The organism is Oryzibacter oryziterrae (genome assembly GCF_021864535.1).
Lineage (GTDB): Bacteria > Pseudomonadota > Alphaproteobacteria > Rhizobiales > Pleomorphomonadaceae > Pleomorphomonas > Pleomorphomonas oryziterrae.
The window spans coordinates 158,145-176,593 of sequence record NZ_JAKJIC010000005.1; the positions used below are offsets into that span (position 1 = coordinate 158,145).

At 64.2% G+C, this 18,449-nt stretch carries 15 protein-coding genes and 1 tRNA gene; 11 read left to right on the forward strand and 5 right to left on the reverse strand.

Going from position 1 to position 18,449, the window contains the following annotated elements:
- Position 1: 1 nt before the first annotated feature.
- The 4 genes from L2I41_RS07615 to L2I41_RS07630 all read right to left on the reverse strand — a co-directional run bounded on the left by L2I41_RS07615 (position 2) and on the right by L2I41_RS07630 (position 4,444).
- On the reverse strand, positions 2-1,408 hold the full coding sequence (locus tag L2I41_RS07615; protein ID WP_237152933.1) for an aspartate ammonia-lyase: 1,407 nt from the start codon (positions 1,406-1,408) through the stop codon (positions 2-4).
- Positions 1,395-2,792, reverse strand: coding sequence for a [FeFe] hydrogenase H-cluster radical SAM maturase HydG (gene hydG / locus L2I41_RS07620; RefSeq protein ID WP_237152934.1), 1,398 nt, complete (start codon positions 2,790-2,792; stop codon positions 1,395-1,397). Before hydG ends, L2I41_RS07615 begins: the two co-directional genes overlap by 14 nt.
- Before the next feature lie 705 nt (positions 2,793-3,497).
- Positions 3,498-3,956: a tellurite resistance TerB family protein gene (locus tag L2I41_RS07625; protein WP_237152935.1), complete on the reverse strand. Its 459-nt coding sequence runs from the start codon at positions 3,954-3,956 to the stop codon at positions 3,498-3,500.
- 203 nt (positions 3,957-4,159) lie between these two features.
- Positions 4,160-4,444 (reverse strand): PepSY domain-containing protein, encoded by a 285-nt coding sequence (locus L2I41_RS07630; protein WP_237152936.1) that lies wholly within the window; start codon positions 4,442-4,444, stop codon positions 4,160-4,162.
- A 238-nt stretch (positions 4,445-4,682) separates the two neighbouring features.
- Here L2I41_RS07630 and L2I41_RS07635 point away from each other — a divergent pair, with 238 nt between their 5' ends.
- The 9 genes from L2I41_RS07635 to holA all read left to right on the forward strand — a co-directional run bounded on the left by L2I41_RS07635 (position 4,683) and on the right by holA (position 16,476).
- A complete protein-coding gene (locus L2I41_RS07635) occupies positions 4,683-5,354 on the forward strand; it encodes a response regulator transcription factor (RefSeq protein ID WP_237152937.1) in 672 nt (223 codons plus the stop codon).
- Positions 5,351-6,733: a sensor histidine kinase gene (locus L2I41_RS07640; RefSeq protein WP_237152938.1), complete on the forward strand. Its 1,383-nt coding sequence runs from the start codon at positions 5,351-5,353 to the stop codon at positions 6,731-6,733. The genes L2I41_RS07635 and L2I41_RS07640 overlap by 4 nt, the downstream gene beginning before the upstream one ends.
- Positions 6,734-6,851: 118 nt before the next feature.
- Positions 6,852-7,322, forward strand: coding sequence for a DUF2271 domain-containing protein (locus tag L2I41_RS07645; RefSeq protein WP_237152939.1), 471 nt, complete (start codon positions 6,852-6,854; stop codon positions 7,320-7,322).
- A 45-nt stretch (positions 7,323-7,367) separates the two neighbouring features.
- Complete coding sequence (locus L2I41_RS07650; RefSeq protein WP_237152940.1) at positions 7,368-9,584, forward strand: PepSY domain-containing protein; 2,217 nt, start codon at positions 7,368-7,370, stop codon at positions 9,582-9,584.
- 1 nt (position 9,585) lies between these two features.
- Positions 9,586-10,506 carry an FAD:protein FMN transferase gene (locus L2I41_RS07655; protein WP_237152941.1) on the forward strand — a complete coding sequence of 307 codons (921 nt, stop codon included), beginning with the start codon at positions 9,586-9,588 and terminating at the stop codon, positions 10,504-10,506.
- A gap of 123 nt (positions 10,507-10,629) precedes the next feature.
- Positions 10,630-12,162: a sulfatase-like hydrolase/transferase gene (locus L2I41_RS07660; protein WP_237152942.1), complete on the forward strand. Its 1,533-nt coding sequence runs from the start codon at positions 10,630-10,632 to the stop codon at positions 12,160-12,162.
- A 141-nt stretch (positions 12,163-12,303) separates the two neighbouring features.
- On the forward strand, positions 12,304-14,922 hold the full coding sequence (gene leuS / locus L2I41_RS07665) for a leucine--tRNA ligase (protein ID WP_237152943.1): 2,619 nt from the start codon (positions 12,304-12,306) through the stop codon (positions 14,920-14,922).
- Complete coding sequence (gene lptE / locus L2I41_RS07670; RefSeq protein ID WP_237152944.1) at positions 14,909-15,433, forward strand: LPS assembly lipoprotein LptE; 525 nt, start codon at positions 14,909-14,911, stop codon at positions 15,431-15,433. Before leuS ends, lptE begins: the two co-directional genes overlap by 14 nt.
- A gap of 5 nt (positions 15,434-15,438) precedes the next feature.
- Positions 15,439-16,476, forward strand: coding sequence for a DNA polymerase III subunit delta (holA, locus tag L2I41_RS07675; protein ID WP_237152945.1), 1,038 nt, complete (start codon positions 15,439-15,441; stop codon positions 16,474-16,476).
- Between the two features lie 148 nt (positions 16,477-16,624).
- On the opposite strand, the gene L2I41_RS07680 is transcribed toward holA, so the two are convergent.
- Positions 16,625-16,699: transfer RNA gene (locus tag L2I41_RS07680), tRNA-Gly, on the reverse strand.
- Positions 16,700-16,900: 201 nt separating this feature from the next.
- On the opposite strand from L2I41_RS07680, the gene L2I41_RS07685 reads away from it, so the two are divergent.
- Complete coding sequence (locus L2I41_RS07685) at positions 16,901-17,416, forward strand: prolyl-tRNA synthetase associated domain-containing protein (protein ID WP_390633956.1); 516 nt, start codon at positions 16,901-16,903, stop codon at positions 17,414-17,416.
- Positions 17,417-17,495: 79 nt separating this feature from the next.
- Positions 17,496-18,428 carry a thioredoxin gene (gene trxA / locus L2I41_RS07690; RefSeq protein ID WP_237152947.1) on the forward strand — a complete coding sequence of 311 codons (933 nt, stop codon included), beginning with the start codon at positions 17,496-17,498 and terminating at the stop codon, positions 18,426-18,428.
- The last annotated feature ends 21 nt before the right edge of the window (positions 18,429-18,449 follow it).

Here is an 18,449-nt window from a genome sequence, read left to right on the forward strand (position 1 = left end):
GCTATCCCCTGTGACCCAGTGAGGTCATGGCATTGGCTGAAAGAAGCTGTTCGAGCGCGTCCGGTTCGACGAGCCGGCGCTCGAGCACAAGTTCGACGATGCTGCGCCCCTCGGTCGCGGCCGTCTGGGCCAGCGCGGTCGAGGCTTCGTAGCCGAGGACCGGAAGGAGCGCGGTGACCACGGTGCGGCTCTCACGAACGCTGGCCCGACAGGCAGCTTCGTCCACCGACAGGCCTTCGACACAGCGCGTGCGGAACAGGAGGCAGGCCTGTGTCAGGATCGAGAGACTGTGCAGCAGGCTGTCGGCGAGCAGTGGCAAGAAGGCGTTGAGTTCCAGTTGGCCGTTCTGGGCGGCCAGCGTGATGATCTGGTCCTGCCCCATCACCTGCATGGCTGCCTGCCCCACGGCCTCGGCGATCACAGGATTGACCTTGCCGGGCATGATCGACGACCCCGCCTGCACCGCGGGAAGTCGGATCTCGCCAAAGCCCGCCTGCGGCCCGGACGACAGAAGGCGCAAGTCCGAGGAGATCTTAAACAGGTTGACCGCATGAGCCTTGAGAATGCCGGACACCTCGACAAAGGCATCGGCGTTTTGTGTGGCGTCCACCAGATTCTCGGCGCGGGCCAGTCCGAGCTTGGTGCGGGCGCGCAACGCATCCACCACGCGAAACACATAGTCGCGCGGGGCGGTGATCGCGGTGCCCACCGCGGTACCGCCAAGATTGACGACCCGCAGCCGTTCCTCGCATTTGAACACGCGCCAGCGATCGCGCGACAGCGCTTCCGCCCAGGCGGAGAACACCGCGCCATAGGCTATCGGGCAAGCGTCCTGCAACTCCGTGCGGGCGATCTTAACCACGCCCGCATAGACCCGCTCCTTCTCCTGAAAGGCAAGCTGCAGATCCGCAATGGCTTTTTCGAGCCGATGCAGCTGACGAATTGCCGCGACCTTCAACGCGGTCGGAAAGGTGTCATTGGTCGACTGGTTGAGGTTGACGTGATCATTGGGATGCACGTGACGATGCAATCCCCTCTGGCCGCCAAGGATTTCCTCGGCCCGATTGGCCAGAACCTCATTGACATTCATGTTGAGCGAGGTGCCGGCACCGCCCTGCAGGGCATCGACGACGACAGCATCGAACAGCGGGCCACCGCCGATCAACTCGTCGGCCGCTCCCAGGATCGCACCGGCAACCTCTGCCGATAGCAGGCCGAGGCGCCCGTTGGTTTGCGCCGCAGCCGCCTTCACGTCTGCCATCGCGATGATCAGCTCGCGATGACAGCGCCGGCCCGAGAGCGGAAAATTCTCCTGAGCGCGCAGCGTATGGATGCCCCACCAGGCATCGGCCGGAACCGCGCGCTCACCGATCAGATCGTGCTCGGTTCTGGTCTCACCTGAACACATCGCGCTTGCCCTCACGGACCTTGCGCATCATCGTTTCCGACCAGCGCCGCGGCTTGGCCTCCATGGCAGCGATCTCGGCCGTAATGGCCTTTTCGCCAGCCGAAATGGTGTCGTCCGAACCGTAGTCCATCATGTATTCCATGAAGGACGACAGGGCGTTGGGGCCGCACATCTCGCGGATCAGGCCGGGCTTGGCGAGATCCATGAAATCGGCGCCGGTGCGACCCATGCGATAGCAGGCCGTGCAGAAGGACGGCACATGGCCGCATTCGGCCACGTCGCGCACCACCTCGTCGAGGCTGCGATGATCGCCGCGGGTGAACTGCGCCGCCTGCTCCTCGGCCGGAGTCGCATAGCCGCCCGGATTGGTCCGGCTGCCACCCGAGATCTGCGACACGCCGAGCTCGAAGGTGGCGCGGCGCATTTCCGCGGTTTCGCGGGTCGACATGATGATGCCCGTATAGGGCACAGCCAGCCTCAGGATCGCGACGATCTTCTTGAAGTCGTCGTCCGACACCATGTGCGGCGGGTTGATCGACACATCCGACCCCACCGCCGGCTCCATGCGCGGCACCGAGATCGTATGGCAACCGACGCCGAACTTGTCCTCGAGATGACCGATATGCTGCATCAGCGCCAGCATCTCGAAGCGCCAGTCGGCAAGACCGAACAGTGGGCCGAGGCCCACGTCGTCGATGCCGGCTTCCATCGCCCGATCAATGGCGGTCGCGCGCCAGTCGAAGTCGGCCTTGGGGCCGTCGAGATGCATCTCCGCATAGGTCTTGCGATGATAGGTTTCCTGGAAAAGCTGATAGGTGCCGATCTGCGCCGCCTTCAGGTCGCGGAACTGATCGGTGCTGAGCGGCGCCACGTTCACATTCACGCGGCGGATCTCCCCCCGACCGCGCTTGACCGAATAGATGCGTTCGATGGCGTCGAGCAGATACTGGAACCCGGATTTGGGGAAGGCCTCGCCGCCGATCAGCAGCATCCGCTTGTGCCCCTGATCGATGAGCGCCGCCGTCTCGGACTCGATCTCGTCGAGCGACAGCGCCTTGCGATCGAGCTCCTTGTTGGAGCGACGGAAGGCGCAATAGACGCATTCATTGGTGCAGATGTTGGAGAAATAGAGCGGCGCAAACATCACGATGCGCGGCCCGTAGATCTCATTCTTGGCGTAACGCGCCGCGTCGAACATTTCCGCCACGAGGTCGGGATCGCGCACGGTGCAGAGCGTGGCAACATCGCGTTCCGACAACCCCTTCAACTCGCGGGCCTTGGCCAGGATCTCCCGCACCTTTGCGGCGTCGGTGTCGCCGGTCATGGCGAGAGCGGACGTGATGCGAGCTTCGTCCAGCCAATCGGCGCGTTGAGTATTGGTCACGATCCTTGTCCTTTGCCAAAGTCCCTCGCGACCACCGCAGACACCACGTTTGTGTCCGGCCTGCCCGAGGAAGAGCGGGAATGAAGCCGCTTAGGTCGGCTCCCGGACTGCGTCCGGCGCGGAAATCGCGCGCCTCTCTTGCAAGGCCGCTGCGCCGCCGGCAGCCGAGCAAGCCGGCTGCAAGTCCTTGGATACACCATGCACCTTTGCGGCAGGATCCGACTTGCGCGAGATCAACTTTGCGAGCCGATTGCAGGAGCACGCCGTGGCAATGCGACACCAGCGGCTGCAGATATGAGCAAAAAACTCAGAAAATCAGGGAAGAAGCCCGGCCCGCCGGGCCTTACGCGGAAAACACATCCGCATTCAACCGGATGAACCTGCCGATCGGCAGCTTGCGCGAGACGGGTGAACAGCCGACGCGGCTGCCCCACCCATGTTCATCAGAGACGACAAGACTCGGCCCCCTACGCAAAACCAGTTGGGGGCAGGTCCAGTATAGCGCCGGACGGCGCACGGCTACGCAAGAACTCATCGCCGACGCCCCTCAATTTGGGGGATTATGGTTGCGATTCCGTTTCCAAGGAAAAGAAAGATTTCTCCCATATCTTGTACGGGAGTCCGCCGCAGCTACTGAATATGGGATCAACTGCCGGAACAGCCGATTGACCCTCGCATTTTGCAAAGACTGCAGACGACGAGCGTCTAGCTGTCGCCACCGCCGGCAAACTTGGCGCGCAATGCCATGCGTTCGGCCTGCGGCACTTCCAGAAGGTCGGCGACGCGCCAGACCACATTGTCCTCGAACTCGTGGATCACACCGTCCGAAAAGGCGATCTCCCACATCAACTCGATCACATGAGCCCGGCCCGGCCCATCCAGCGACCGCTTGAGAACACTGGTAAAGCCGAAGAAATCGGCCTCTTCTTCAGCCCTGCGACGCGCTGTCTCGATCAGTTGATCCGCCTCTTCAGCCGTCATGTCGAAATTGCGCGACAGGGACTGGCGAAGAGCGCTCTTCTCATTGGGCAATACCCGTCCATCGACGGCAATCGTATGAATGAGCAGCGCCGCCGTCGCGACGCGTTCGTCGCTGAGATCCGGCTTGGCGCGGGCTCCGCGCAACTTCAGGTCTTCGAGAAGGGTCTTGAGAAGATCGAACATAGGCCCTCGTGCAAACGGGAACCGCGCCCCGTCCTGCCAAACTAGCAGAAGGCCCTACGGCTCCGGCGACGAAAGTGCACTGCTGCGGATTTTGCTGGCGAGGTGTGACAGCGCTGCTACGGCAGCCAGGGCACCAGTTCAGCCGCGTGACAGGTCATGCGACAATACTGGCCCTCACATCTTCAAGAGAGAGCCGTCCAGGCTCAATCGTCATAGTCGACGATCATGCGGATGATCTTCAGCGTCGCCGGATCGAACTTGCCGACAACTTTCTCCCCGCGCTCATTTTGCCCGTAGACCAGATAACAGCCATCGTCGGTCCGCACGCGCAGCACCTTCCAGCCGAGCGACTCGACCTGTGCGATCAGCGCATCGCGAGGCTGCCAATCGGACATGGGCACGTCGCAATGCCGCTCATGCTCGGCATGCGCCGGCGACGCCAACACCACAGCCGCCACCACGCTGCCAATCAGGAAAAGCCTGTTCACGCTCGCCTCCACCCAAAACTAACTCATACATACATTGTAACGGCTCCGCATAGAAGCCGAGGTCGTGTCGGGGCAACCCCACCTTGCTATTTCACGCCCCAGGAGCCAACACTGCCACAACGGCCTGACGACAAGCTGAACCGATTTGAGCTTCATTTTCAGCTGGCTGTCAGCAAATCGCTGGAATGGTCGTTCCTGGCCGGCACAGACTTGACCGGGACAAGGCAAGGGGAACGCGATGCGGGTGCTGCTGGTGGAGGACGATCCGACGCTCGGCATGGCCGTGCGTGACCAGATGGCCGCAGACGGACACACGGTGGATTGGGCCAAGCGGCTCGACGACGCCGACGCCTGCTGCGCCACCATTGCCTATGAACTGATCCTGCTCGACCTGATGCTGCCCGACGGGCGCGGTCTGGACTTTCTCAAGTCCTTGCGGACGTCAGGTGCCGTGACACCGGTCATCATCCTCACGGCCCGCGACCAGATATCCGACCGCATCGCCGGGCTCAATGCCGGCGCCGATGACTATCTGGTCAAGCCCTTCGACCTGTTTGAACTCTCCGCCCGCGTTGGCGCCGTGGCGCGCCGCTATACCGGCAATCCCAATCCGCGCCTCAAGCTCGGCGATTTCAGCGTCGACCTCGCCGGACGCAGCGTCGAGCGCGACGGCAAGGCCATCACCCTCACCGCGCGCGAATGGAGCCTGTTCGAAGCCTTTGCCCAGCGGCCGCGCGCCTTGATTTCCAAGGCGCAGCTCGAGGAACGGCTCTACTCCTTTGATGCCGAAGTCGAAAGCAACACCATCGAGGTCTACATCGGTCGCCTGCGCAAGAAGCTCGGTCATGACGCCATCGAGACCGTTCGCGGCATGGGCTACCGCTTCGGCCGTCAGGGTGAGGAAACATGAGACGCGCCGGCCCGCCCCGCAGCAGCTTGCAGCGCCGCCTCAGCCTCGGCCTCGTCGCCGGTGTCACACTGTTGTGGCTGGCCGCCACCGGCGCCGCCAGTTTCGTCGTTCGCCATGAGATCGACGAGGTCTTCGATGGCGCCCTGCAGTCGATTGCGCAGCGCGTCCTGCCACTTGCCTATGGCGAATGGCTGAACCGGGAGAACTCGCCTCTCGACGACACCCCGGTGCAGACCATCGCCTCGGCGACCGACGGCGACGAATACATCTCCTACGTGGTCCGGGACAGCAAGGGTGTCGTGCTCATGCAGTCGCGCGACAGCGTCGGCACGCCCTTCCCCGACAATCTCGCCCCGGGCTTCCACAATGGTCCGGGCTATCGCTATTTCACCGTCGGCGCCGTACGGGGCACACTGTTTGTCACCACGCTCGAGACCCCGGGACATCGGCAGTCGACGGTGTGGCGTGCCATTCGCTCCCTCATCTGGCCGCTTTTCGGCCTGATACCCTTGAGCCTGATCGGCGTCTGGGGCGTCACCCGCTTCACGCTGCGCCCTCTGATCGCCTTCCGCACCGAGATCGAAGCGCGCGGCGACGGCAATCTCAGCGCCGTCACCACCGCAGCGCTGCCCGCCGAGATCCGGCCGCTCGCGGTCGCCGTCAACCACCTGCTGCAGCGTCTGCGTCACACCTTGGAGGCCGAGCGCAGCTTCACTGCCAACAGTGCGCATGAACTGCGCACGCCCGTCGCCGCGGCTTTGGCCCAGACGCAGCGGCTGATCAGCGAACTCGACGAAGGGCCTGGTCGCGAGCGCGCCCGCGCCATCGCCTCAGCCCTCAAGCGCCTGGCACGCCTGTCGGAAAAGCTGATGCAGCTGGCCAAGGCGGAAGGCGGCAGCCTGATCGGCGAGCGGGCCGAAGATATGGTGGTGGTCCTGCGATATGTTCTGGAAGACAGCAATCGGGAGCATGACGCCGCCGACCGCTTGATCGTGACGCTGCCGCAATCGGGACGCGCGCTTTCGATCATCGACGCTGATGCCTTCGCCGTCCTGGCGCGCAACCTCGTCGAGAACGCGCTGAAACATGCGCCGATCGATTCGGAGGTACAGGTGACGCTTGGTGAAGACCTGGCCTTCGAGGTTTCCAACGAATGCCCGGCCATCGCCCCCGACGTCGTCGATCGGCTGCGCCGCCCGTTTGAGCGGGGGGTCACGGAGGCCAATGGCGCCGGCCTGGGCCTTGCAATTGCCGACGCTGTTGCGCGCGGCGCCGGCTCCGCGCTGGAAATCTTCTCCCCGCGCCCCGGCAAGTCCGACGGTTTTCTCGCCCGCGTGGTGCTGCCGCGCGACCGGAAATCCAGCCAGATGCAACCGTAACCGTTACAGATTTATACGAAGCTGACGGCAAGCTGAACGAAATTTCTGCGTTCCTTCAGGTCCTTGTCAGTTTGATGCGTCAAGGTCCGGGCATTCGATGACCACCCCGGAGTCCCTGATGAACCCCACCCCCATCGCGCTCGGCCTTGCCGCTGCCTTTGTCCTGCCCACAATCGCTGAAGCGCGCAGCGTCACGCTGACCACCACCATCAAGAGCTATTGGGGCAACAATGCCTACATGGCCATCTACGTCACCGACGCGCAGGGCAATCTCAAGTCGACCCTCGATCTCTCGGGCAGTCGCGGCAAGTATTTTCGCCACCTGCGCGACTGGACGCGTGCCCGAGCCCATGGTCCGACCGGCGTTGACGGCGTGACCGGAGCCAGCGTCGGTCCCGGCAAAACGCTGAAGGTGAAGGTCGACGTCGCCGATGCCCTGATCGACGCCGGCTACGAGATCCACATCGACACGGCCGCAGAAGACGGCAACGATTTCCCCTCCGACGTGGTGGTTCCGCTCACCAGCGCCAGCGCCGGCAAGGCCGTGTCGGGTGCTGGCTACGTCTCTGCGTTCCAGTTCGACATGTAATCCTAGCCCCTGAAGAACGTGACCGCCTCACGCCGGAGTTCCCTGATGTTGCGCGTATTGCATTCCGTTCCCGGCCTCGTTGTCGGCCTCATTCTTCTGGTGCTCTCCGTTTCCGGGGCCGTCCTTTCGGCAAATCCGGCCCTGGAGCGCGCCGGCATCTCCCTCTCTGCCCCGAGGGAGATGTCGGTCGCGGCCGTCGCGGAAGCCGCTCTTTCGCGCCATGACGAAATCGATCACATCGAACGCAAGCCGTCCGGACTGATCCTCGTCCACTACTTCGACGCCGGCGTGGCCGGCATTGAACAGGTCGATCCGGCAACCGGAGCGGTTCTCGGTCCCTATCAGCCCTCCACCACTGTCCAGTTCATCACCGATTTGCACCGGGCCCTGCTCCTCGGCGATAACGGCCGCATCGGGGCCGGCATCGGGGCCGGTGCCATGGTGATCCTGACGATCTCCGGCGCTTTCCTGCTCGCAGGCCGCCTCGGCGGCTGGCGGGCCATCCTGCGTCCGATCCGTGGCAGCCGCACGCAGCGACTGCACGGCGAACTGGCGCGTTTTGCCATCATCGGCCTGCTGCTGAGCGGCCTGACCGGCTGCTACATGACAGCTACGACCTTCGAGCTGGTCGACGATGGGAGCACGACCGAAGCCACAGCGCCCGAAGTTACCACCAGTGGGCCCGCCGCCCCGGTCGGTTCGCTCGCTGCCCTCAAGACCGTCGACATCAACGCCTTGCGCGAACTGGACTTCCCCTACGCCGGCGACCCCACCGACATCTACACGCTGATCACGGCCGACGGCACCAGCTATGTCGATGGCGCCAACGGCACCACGCTGAGCTTCGAACCCGCTCCGCTCGCCAAGCGCATCTATGAAACCATCTACATGCTGCACACCGGCGAAGGCCTCTGGCAGCTGGGCCTGGTGCTTGGCCTCTCCGCCGCCACCGTGCCGCTGCTCGCCTTCACGGGAACGCTGATCTGGTGGCGCCGCCGTGCTGCCCTGCCGCGGATTCGCCACAACGCCAAGCCCCAGGCCGCCGACACCGTCATTCTGGTCGGCAGCGAAGGCAACAGCACCTGGGGCTTTGCCGCCGCCTTGCACGCCGAACTGACGCGTCATGGCCTCAAGGTTCACACCGCCCCCATGAATGCCCTGGCCCGGGACTATGCCCGCGCCGAGCGCCTCCTCGTGCTGACCGCCACCTATGGCGACGGTGCAGCCCCCGCCTCAGCGAAGAACTTCCTGTCGCGCCTCACCCATTTCCGGGGACGCATGCCCGTGGCCGTTCTCGGCTTCGGCGACCGCAGCTTCACCCATTTCTGCCGCTTTGCAACGGAAGTGGAAGGAGCCCTTGCCGACAAAGGCATGCCCGCCCTCGTGAACTATTGCCAGGTTGACCGCAAGTCCTCGCAGGAGTTTGCCCGCTGGGGCCTCGAACTCGGCGCCGCCCTCGGTCTCGACCTGACGCTCGAACATGTCGCTGCCCTGCCCAAGACCCAGGCGCTCGAACTGATCGGCCGCCAGCTCTACGGCACCGACATCGGGGCGCCAACCGCCATCCTGCGTTTTGCCGTCCCCCGTCCCGCCCGCACCGACAGCCTGTGGAAGCTCGTCTTCGGTCGTCGCCTGCCGGTCTTCGAAGCCGGTGACCTGGTCGGCATTCTGCCGCCGGGCTCCACGGTGCCGCGCTTCTATTCGCTGGCCTCGTCCTCCAGCGACGGCGTCCTGGAAATCTGCGTTCGTCTGCAGCCGGGGGGCCTCTGCTCAAGCTATCTGCATGGCCTGCGCCGCGGCGACAGCATTGAAATGTTCATTCGCGACAATCCCACCTTCCGCCCGGTCACCGGTACCGCACCGCTGGTGCTGGTCGGTGCTGGCGCCGGCATCGGCCCGCTCGCAGGCTTCATCCGCCGCAACGATGCCGGTCGGCCGGTACACCTCTACTGGGGTGGTCGCGCGCCCCATTCGGACTTCCTCTACCGCGAAGAACTGGAAGACCATCTCGCCGGCAACCGCCTGACCTCGCTCAACACCGCCTTCTCGCGCATTCCCGGCGGCGGCTATGTGCAGGACCGGTTGATTGCCGACCAGCATGCCCTGCGCGATCTCATTGATCGCGGCGCGCAGATCCTTGTGTGCGGTGGGCGTGACATGGCCGCCGGCGTGTCGCAGGCAATCGAGGACGTTGTCGGACCGCTCGGCCTCGATCTTCAGATGCTGAAGGCACGCGGCCAGTATGTCGAGGACGTCTACTGACATGACCGACCTCAAGCGTTACATGCTGAACGGTCCGACCATGGGATCGCGTTTCAGCGCCGTGTTCTACGCCGCGCCCGATCTCGATACCGCTCCGCTTGGTCAGGCTCTCGCGGACGCTGCCGAGCGGGTCGAGCAGCAGATGTCGACCTTTCGCCCCAGCTCGGACCTCAACCGGATCAATCGCGCCGCGATCGGTGAATGGCTCGACATCCCAACTGAGCTGACGACGGTCCTCGCCCGCGCGCTGGAGATCGGCGAGCTCTCCGGCGGCGTCTTCAACATCGGTGTCGGCGACATCGTGACGGCCTGGGGCTTTGGTGCCGGTCGCGGCCAACGCGACCAAGCCAACCTGTCCAGCCGCGGAGACGTCGCCCTGCGACCTGTTGCAAGGACCCTGGAGCTGCGCGCCAGGGAAAGACAGGTGCGAAAGCTGGCCCCCTTGACGCTCGACCTTTCGGGCATCGCCAAGGGGTTTGGCGTCGACGAACTCGGGCGCGTGATGGACGCTTTCGGCCACGCATCCTGGCTGGTCGGCATCGACGGAGAAATGGCCGGCCGCGGCCTCAAGCCCGACGGCTCGCCCTGGGCTGTTGCCCATGAGCGTCCCGAACGCGGCATCCGCACGGCCATGGGGGTGCTGGAACTTTCCGATGCTGCCGTGGCCACATCCGGCAATTATCGGCATTTCATTGACGTGGACGGCAAGAGCCTCTCCCATACGGTCGACCCACGTAGCGGCCGCCTTCTGGAAGGCGGACTTGCCTCAGCCACCGTTCTCGCGCGCTCCTGCATGGATGCCGACGCCTGGGCCACCGTGTTGATGGTTTTAGGTGAGGCAGAAGGCTTGGCGCTGGCCGAAAGGCTCGGCATGAAGGCGATCCTGGTGTCGCCGGACCTGAATGTCGTCTCGACCCTGTAGAGGTGTTCGGGCCATGAGCTCCTCGTGACACGTTCGCGCCGGCGACCCATTGTTCTTTCGTCATATATCTGACATGGCCTCTTCAGAAGCTGCCGGCTGAAACCGAATGCCCTGAGGATGCCCATGTCGCCGCGTCAAAACCCCAACGTCCTGCTTGTCACGTTCGACCAATGGCGCGCCGACGCCGTCGGCCACCTGGGCGCCCCGGTTGTCCGCACGCCCACTGCCGATCGTCTGGCTGCGCGCGGCGTCAGCTTTGCCCGCCATTTCGTTCAGGCAACACCCTGCGGTCCGTCACGCGCCTGCCTCTGGACCGGGCTGCATCAGATGACCAACCGCGTGGTGCGCAACGGCGCCCCGCTTGATCAGCGCTTTGACAATCTGGCTGCAGCCATGCGGCGGATCGGCTACGAGCCGGCCCTGTTCGGTCACGCCGATCAGGTCCCCGAACCCTGGGAAACCGACCCGACCCGCCGCCGCCGCTGGCAGGGCGAACTCAACGGGTTCACCGAAGTGCTCGAACGCGCCGATGATCCGACCGGATGGCTCGACTGGTTGGCGGCGCGCGGCATTCCCAAGCCAAATGAACCCTGGCAGATCTTCCTGCCCAAGGGCGAAGCGCCGCCGCGCCCCGCCCCCCTCGAACCTCAGTTCAATCGCCATCAGACCGAATCCGCCTATATGGCCGACGCCTTCCTCGATTGGGCTGCTGGCGAACCGGCGGACCGCCCCTTCTTTGCCCACCTCTCCTTCTTCGCCCCGCATCCCCACTGGATCGTTCCCGACCCATTCCGGACCATGTATGATCCGGCCGATGGCCCGGCGTTCAAACGCGCCGCAACGGCTGCTGCCGATGCCGCCGTGCACCCGGTCGTCGCCAATCACATGCGCAAGACGCTCGGCAGCGATTTTGCCTGCGGCAGCGAGAGCATTCCGGCTTCTCGATGGTCCGAGGCCGACTTCCGCCAGGCTCGCGCCACCTACTGGGGCATGGTGACCGAGGTCGACGCCCAACTCGGCCGGCTTCTGGATGGCCTCGACGCGCTGGGACGCAGCGACACGTTGGTGATTCTGACCTCCGACCATGGCGAGCAGCTCGGCGACCGGCACACCCTCGGCAAGTTCGGCTTTTATGACGAGAGCTATCACGTGCCGCTGATCATCGCCGATCCGCGCCGCCCGGCCGGTCACGGCACCGTCGTCAAGGACTTCACCGCCACCATCGATCTTTTCCCCACGCTCCTCGATTGCCTCGGCGGCCAAGCGAAGCATCCGCTCGACGGGCGGACCCTGTTACCCTGGCTCAATGGCGAACGGCCGGCGGACGTGCGCGACGCGGTCTATTGGGAAGCCGACTACCGAGACGCCGCCGCCGCACTCGGCGGCCCCCTCGACATCCATCCCGATCACGCCAATCTCGCGGTTGCCCGCACACACCGCTACAAATACGTCGGCCATGCAGACCTGCCGCCCTTGCTGTTCGATCTCGAGACCGATCCGCAGGAGCTGCGCAATCTGGCGGACCACCCCGCCTATACCGCCGTTCGCCTCGCCATGGCCGAACGCCTTGCCGCCTGGCGCGCCCGTCATCTCGACCGACGCCTCACAGGGATCCTGATCAACGACCGTGCGATCATCGACGATCGTGCCCGCTGAGCCGCGGCCCCGGATTTTTGCCCCTGTTGTCGGCGAGGCCATTGACCACCCGCCCGGTTTCTGGTGATGGTCCTGACTTGAGATTTTGCCCGGCATATCGCATGCCGGACGCGATTTTGCCTTTCAACAGAAGACGAGACGATGGCGACCGAGAGATACAACGCGCGCGAAGCGGAAGCGCGCTGGCAGAAGGCTTGGACCGAGGCCAAGGTTTTCGAGACGAAGAACGACGATCCCCGTCCGAAATATTATGTCCTTGAGATGTTCCCCTATCCTTCGGGCCGCATCCACATCGGTCATGTGCGCAACTACACCATGGGCGACGTGGTCGCCCGCTACAAGCGCGCCAGGGGCTTCAACGTTCTGCACCCCATGGGATGGGACGCCTTCGGCATGCCGGCCGAAAATGCCGCCATGAAGGGTCACGTGCACCCCAAGTCCTGGACCTATGACAACATCGCCACCATGCGCGGTCAGCTCAAGAGCATGGGTCTGTCGCTGGACTGGAGCCGCGAGTTCGCCACCTGCGACGTTGAATATTACACCCAGCAGCAGAAGTTGTTCCTCGATTTCATGAAGGCTGGCCTTGTCAGCCGCAAGAAGTCCAAGGTCAACTGGGATCCCGTCGACATGACCGTGCTTGCCAACGAGCAGGTGATCGACGGTCGCGGTTGGCGCTCCGGCGCACTGGTGGAACAGCGCGAACTGGTCCAGTGGTTCCTCAAGATCTCCGACTTCTCCGAAGAGCTGCTGTCCGCAATCGACACGCTCGACCGCTGGCCCGAGAAGGTGCGCACCATGCAGCGCAACTGGATCGGCAAGTCGGAAGGCCTGCGCGTGCGCTTTGAGATCGACGGGCCGGCTGCAGGCGGTGATCCCACCATCGAAGTCTTTACGACGCGCCCGGACACCCTGTTCGGCATGAGCTTCCTGGCCATTTCCGCTGACCATCCGGTCGCCAGGGCCTTGGGCGAGGGTAATGCCGACGTCACCGCCTTCATTGACGATTGCCACCGCATCGGCACCTCGGCTGCTGCTCTCGAGACGGCGGAAAAGAAGGGCTACGACACCGGCCTCAAGGTTCGCCATCCCTTCAACGGCAAGAGCTATCCGGTCTACATCGCCAATTTCGTGCTGATGGACTATGGCACCGGCGCCATCTTCGGCTGCCCGGCCCATGACCAGCGCGATCTTGATTTCGCCCGCAAATACGATCTGACGGTGACCCCGGTCGTTTTGCCCGACGGTGAGGACGCCGGCAACTTCGTCGTGGGCAACGTGGCTTTCACCGAAGACGGCAAGCTCATCAACTCCGACTTCCTGAACGGACTCGGCGTCGACGAGGCCAAGAACAAGGTTGCGTCCATCCTGGAGACCCGCGACCTCCACGGCAAGCCGGCCGGTGCACGGCAGGTGAACTACCGTCTCCGCGACTGGGGCATTTCGCGCCAGCGCTATTGGGGTTGCCCGATTCCGGTCATCCATTGCGACAGCTGCGGCGTCGTGCCGGTGCCGACCAAGGACCTGCCGGTCAAGCTGCCTGATGACGTCGAGTTCGATCGTCCGGGCAATCCGCTCGACCGCCATCCGACCTTCTCCAAGTGCACCTGCCCCGAATGCGGCAAGCCGGCGCGCCGCGAAACCGACACCATGGACACCTTCGTGGATTCGTCCTGGTATTACAGCCGCTTCACGGAGCCGCGCGCCGGTACGCCGACGGTTCCTTCCGTGGTGAACTCCTGGCTGCCGGTCGACCAGTATATCGGCGGCATCGAGCATGCGATCCTGCATCTGCTCTATTCGCGCTTCTTCACCCGCGCCATGAAGGCCACCGGTCACGTGGACTTCGATGAGCCCTTCCGTGGCCTGTTCACGCAGGGCATGGTGGTGCACGAGACCTACCAGACCGCCGACGGCGAATGGGTTTCGCCCGGTGACGTGGATATCGTCACAGATGGCGGTACGCGCAAGGCACGCCTGCGTACCACCGGTGAGGACGTGACCATCGGCGCCATCGAGAAGATGTCCAAGTCGAAGAAGAACACGGTCGACCCCAACGACATCCTCGAGAGCTTCGGCGCCGACACCGCACGCTGGTTCATGCTCTCCGACAGCCCGCCGGAACGCGACGTGGAATGGACCGACGCCGGCGCGCAAGGCACCGCCCGCTTCCTGCAGCGCGTCTGGCGCATCGTCTCGGAAACCTCCGAACTGGTGCCGGCAACCGGCACGGCTGAAGGCGGCGACAAGCTGGCGCTGACCCTGCGCAAGGCGGCGCACAAGACGCTGGCCATGGTCGAGGAAAACATCGAGGGTCTGCGCTTCAACGTAGCCCTGGCCAAGATCTATGAGCTGGTCAACACCATCGGCAGCGCTCTTGCCAACGAGCGTGGCACGCTGGAAGGCGACCTCGCCGCCAGCAACGCCCTGCGCGAGGCCGTTGGCATCCTCGTGAAGATCATGGCCCCGATGACGCCGCATCTTGCCGAAGAGAGCTGGGCCGCCCTTGGCCACGATGGCATGCTCGCCCTCTCCGATTGGCCCGTGCTCGAAAAGAGCCTGCTGGTCGAGGACGAGATCACGCTGCCCGTCCAGGTCAACGGCAAGAAGCGCGCCGACGTCACCGTGTCCCGGACCGCCGGCAATGCCGAGGTCGAGGCGGCGGCGCTTGCGCTTGAACCTGTCATCCGCGCCCTCGAGGGCAAGAGCCCGAAGAAGGTGATTGTGGTTCCCGGAAGGATCGTCAATGTCGTTGCATGACAGCACAAGGCGGGCCTTTGTCCTGGCGCTTGGCGGCGGCCTTCTGGCCGCCTGCCAGGTTCGCCCCGTCTACGCCCCCGTAAACGGTACCAGTCCGACATTGGCCGGCCTTGGCTCCATTGCCATCGAAGTTCAGACCGACCGGGTCGGTCAGGTCCTGATGAACGAGCTGGTCTTCGCCCTCCGGGGCGGCGCTGCGCTCGTCACGCCTGCCCGCTACACACTGCACCTGATCGTCACGTCGCGGGCGACCGATCTGGCAATCGAAACAGGCAGCGACCTTCCGTCCGCCAAGCTGGTCGCCCTGACGGTGACCTACACGCTGACGGAAGTCGCCACCAGCCGCGCCGTGACAACCGGCAACGTCTACCAGACCACCTCCTACGACTTCTCGTCCCAGCGCTATGCCAACGTGCGCGCTGAGCGCGACGCCGAGGATCGGGCGGCCAAGGCAGCCGCTGCCGACATTCGCCTGCGCCTGTCGAGCGCCCTCATGGCCGACGGGGGCTGACGCCGATGGTCGCCGCCAAGGCGTCGGACGCAGACCGGATCGCCGAAAAGCCGCCGCGCGAAATAGCCTTCTATCTTGTCTACGGCCCGGACAGCGGGCTTGTCTCCGAACGGGCGCGCAAGATCGCCGCCGCCTTTTCCGATCCCGGCGATCCCTTTTCGCTCGTCAAGATCGACAGCAGCGAGCTTGGCGCAGGTTCCACACGCCTCGCTGATGAAGCCTATGCCGTCTCCATGTTCGCGAGCCGCAAGGCCATCCTTGTGCGTGATTCGGGCCGCGTGGACATCTCCGGTCGATTGAAGCCGCTCTTCACCGAGCGACCGCAGGACACGGCGGTCATCGTCGAGGCCGGCGATCTTAAAAAGACCAGCCCCTTGCGCACGCTCTTCGAGCGCGAGAAGCAAGCCTATGCCATTGCCTGCTACGTGGACGATGAGGCGGCGATCGGCCGCCTGATCGATGACGAGGCCAAGACAGCCGGCATTGCCGTCTCCAGCGAAGCCCGCGCCGCCCTGATCGATCTTCTCGGCGGCGACCGCCTGATGACCCGCGGCGAAATTCAGAAACTTTGCCTCTATGCGCGCGGCAAGCCGCGTATCGAGATCGAGGACGTCGAGACGCTGATCGGCGACAGCTCGGCCATCGCCCTCGACGAGATCGTCGACGCCGCCGCCACGGGCAATGCAACCGAACTCTGTCTTCTCCTCGCCAAGGCACGCGGTGAAGGCATCGACGCCGGCCAGATGATCGGCACGGCGCTCAGGCATTTCATGATGCTCGATGAGCTCAGGGCCGAGATGGACCGCGGTCGCCCCCCCGGTGACGCGGTGGAATCGGCAAGGCCACCGATCTTCTTCAAGCGCAAGGCAAAGGTGGAACGCGCCTTGTCGCTCTGGCCCGCACAGCGCCTGGAACGGGCCGTGACGGTCCTGGGCGAGGCTGCCCGCGACACCCGCCTCAACGCGGGGCTGGCAGCCGATCTTGCGGGCGAGACCCTGCTCACGTTGGCACGCGTCGCCGCCCAAGGCGCCCGCAAGCGCTGACCCTCCAACGGATCAACTAAGACGTCTGAGCCCATGCCGAGAACCGTTCGGTGGGCCCAGGCCAATTGCCAATGCTCGGGACACCAAGACAACAAAAAAGCCGCCTTGCGGCGGCCTATTTGCAAGTCCTTGCCATGCAAGGAGAAAATGGAGCGGGCGATGGGATTCGAACCCACGACCCTAACCTTGGCAAGGTTATGCTCTACCCCTGAGCTACACCCGCGCTCCGCTTTTTCAAGCACTCCGTCGCCGGAGCGAGGCGGTATATGGACCAGATCGAAGGCGATTGCAACAGGGAATTTCCATTTTTTTTGACCCGCTGGAAAAGCCGCGGAAAACCGCCATTTGTCTTGTCTCTTTTTGCAATGGCCTTTCCTTCTCGCTCGCCCTTGCGATAAAAGACGGCGAAATTTCTCATCAAGAGGTGTCTCCTTCGATGGCTGTGACTCGCGCCGAACTCTTCGCCCACCTCGACAAGCTGGGCCTTGCCCATTCCACTGTCGAACACGAGCCTCTCCACACCGTCGAAGAAAGTCAGGATCTCTATGGCCGTGTCCCCGGCGGCCACGCCAAGAACCTCTTCGTCAAGGACAAGAAGAGCCGCCTGTTCCTGATCTCGCTGCGCGCCAACGCAACCATCGACCTGAAAAAGGTGCACGAGACCATCGGGGCCTCCGGCCGTGTGTCCTTCTGCTCGGCTGATCAGCTTTGGGAGCATCTCGGGCTGCGCCCCGGGTCGGTGACCCCCTTTGGCGCCATCAACGACACGGCAGGCGCCGTGACGGTGATTCTCGAGAAGACGCTGATGGAAATGACGCCGGTGAACTTCCATCCGCTCGAGAACACCGCGACAACCTCGATCGCACCGGCGGACCTCATCAGCTTCCTCAACGCCATCAATCACGCCCCGACGATCCTGGACCTGCCGACGACGGAGTGATGATGCACGATGACGGCTGTTAAACAGGGCTCCGCCGTCCTATATAGGCCTCAACGATCCGCTTGCACCGAGTAGTTCCATGAGCAATCCCACCTTTACCTTCGGCAACGGTCTTGCCAGCGCCGCGGCCCCGGCAGCCCAGAACGACACGATCAAGGACACGACCACCAAGGACTTCGTGTCCGACGTGATCGAAGCCTCTCAGGCCGTTCCGGTTCTGGTGGACTTCTGGGCGGCATGGTGCGGCCCGTGCAAGCAGCTGACCCCCGTTCTGGAAAAGGTGGTCAAGGATGCCAAGGGCAAGGTTCGTCTGGTCAAGATGAACATTGACGATCACCCGCAGATCGCCGGGCAGCTGGGCATCCAGTCGATCCCAGCGGTGATCGCCTTCGTCAAGGGGCGCCCTGTCGACGGCTTCATGGGCGCGCAGCCCGAAAGCCAGATCAAGCAGTTCATCGAGCGCCTGTCCGGCCCCATGGGGCCGAGCGATGCAGAACGTCTCATGGAAGCTGGCTCCGCCGCGCTGGCCGAAGGTGACTTCGGGGTTGCCGCCGAAGCCTTCATGGCCCTCCTCGACCTGGAGCCCGAGCATGTCGGCGCTCTGGCCGGTCTGGCGCGGGCCCTGATTGGCGCGGGCCAGCTCGATGACGCACGCACCGTGCTGGAACGCGTGCCAGCCGCCAAGGCTGGTGACGCCGCTGTAGCCGGCGCCCGGGCCGAGCTGGAACTGGCCGAGCGGGCTTTGAGCGTCGGCGACACCGCCGACCTGGTCCGACGCGTCGAGGCGAACCCCGCCGACTTTCAGGCCCGCTTCGAACTCGCCGAGGCGTTGGCCGCCCGTGGGGAGCGCCAGCAGGCCGTGGATCATCTCGTCGAAATCGTCCGCCGAGACCGCAGCTGGAACGAGGATGGCGCGCGCAAGCAGCTTGTCCAGTTCTTCGAGGCCTGGGGCATGACCGACCCGATGACCCTCTACGGCCGGCGCCGCCTGTCGTCGGTCCTCTTCTCCTGACGAACGTGCGAGGATCCAGCT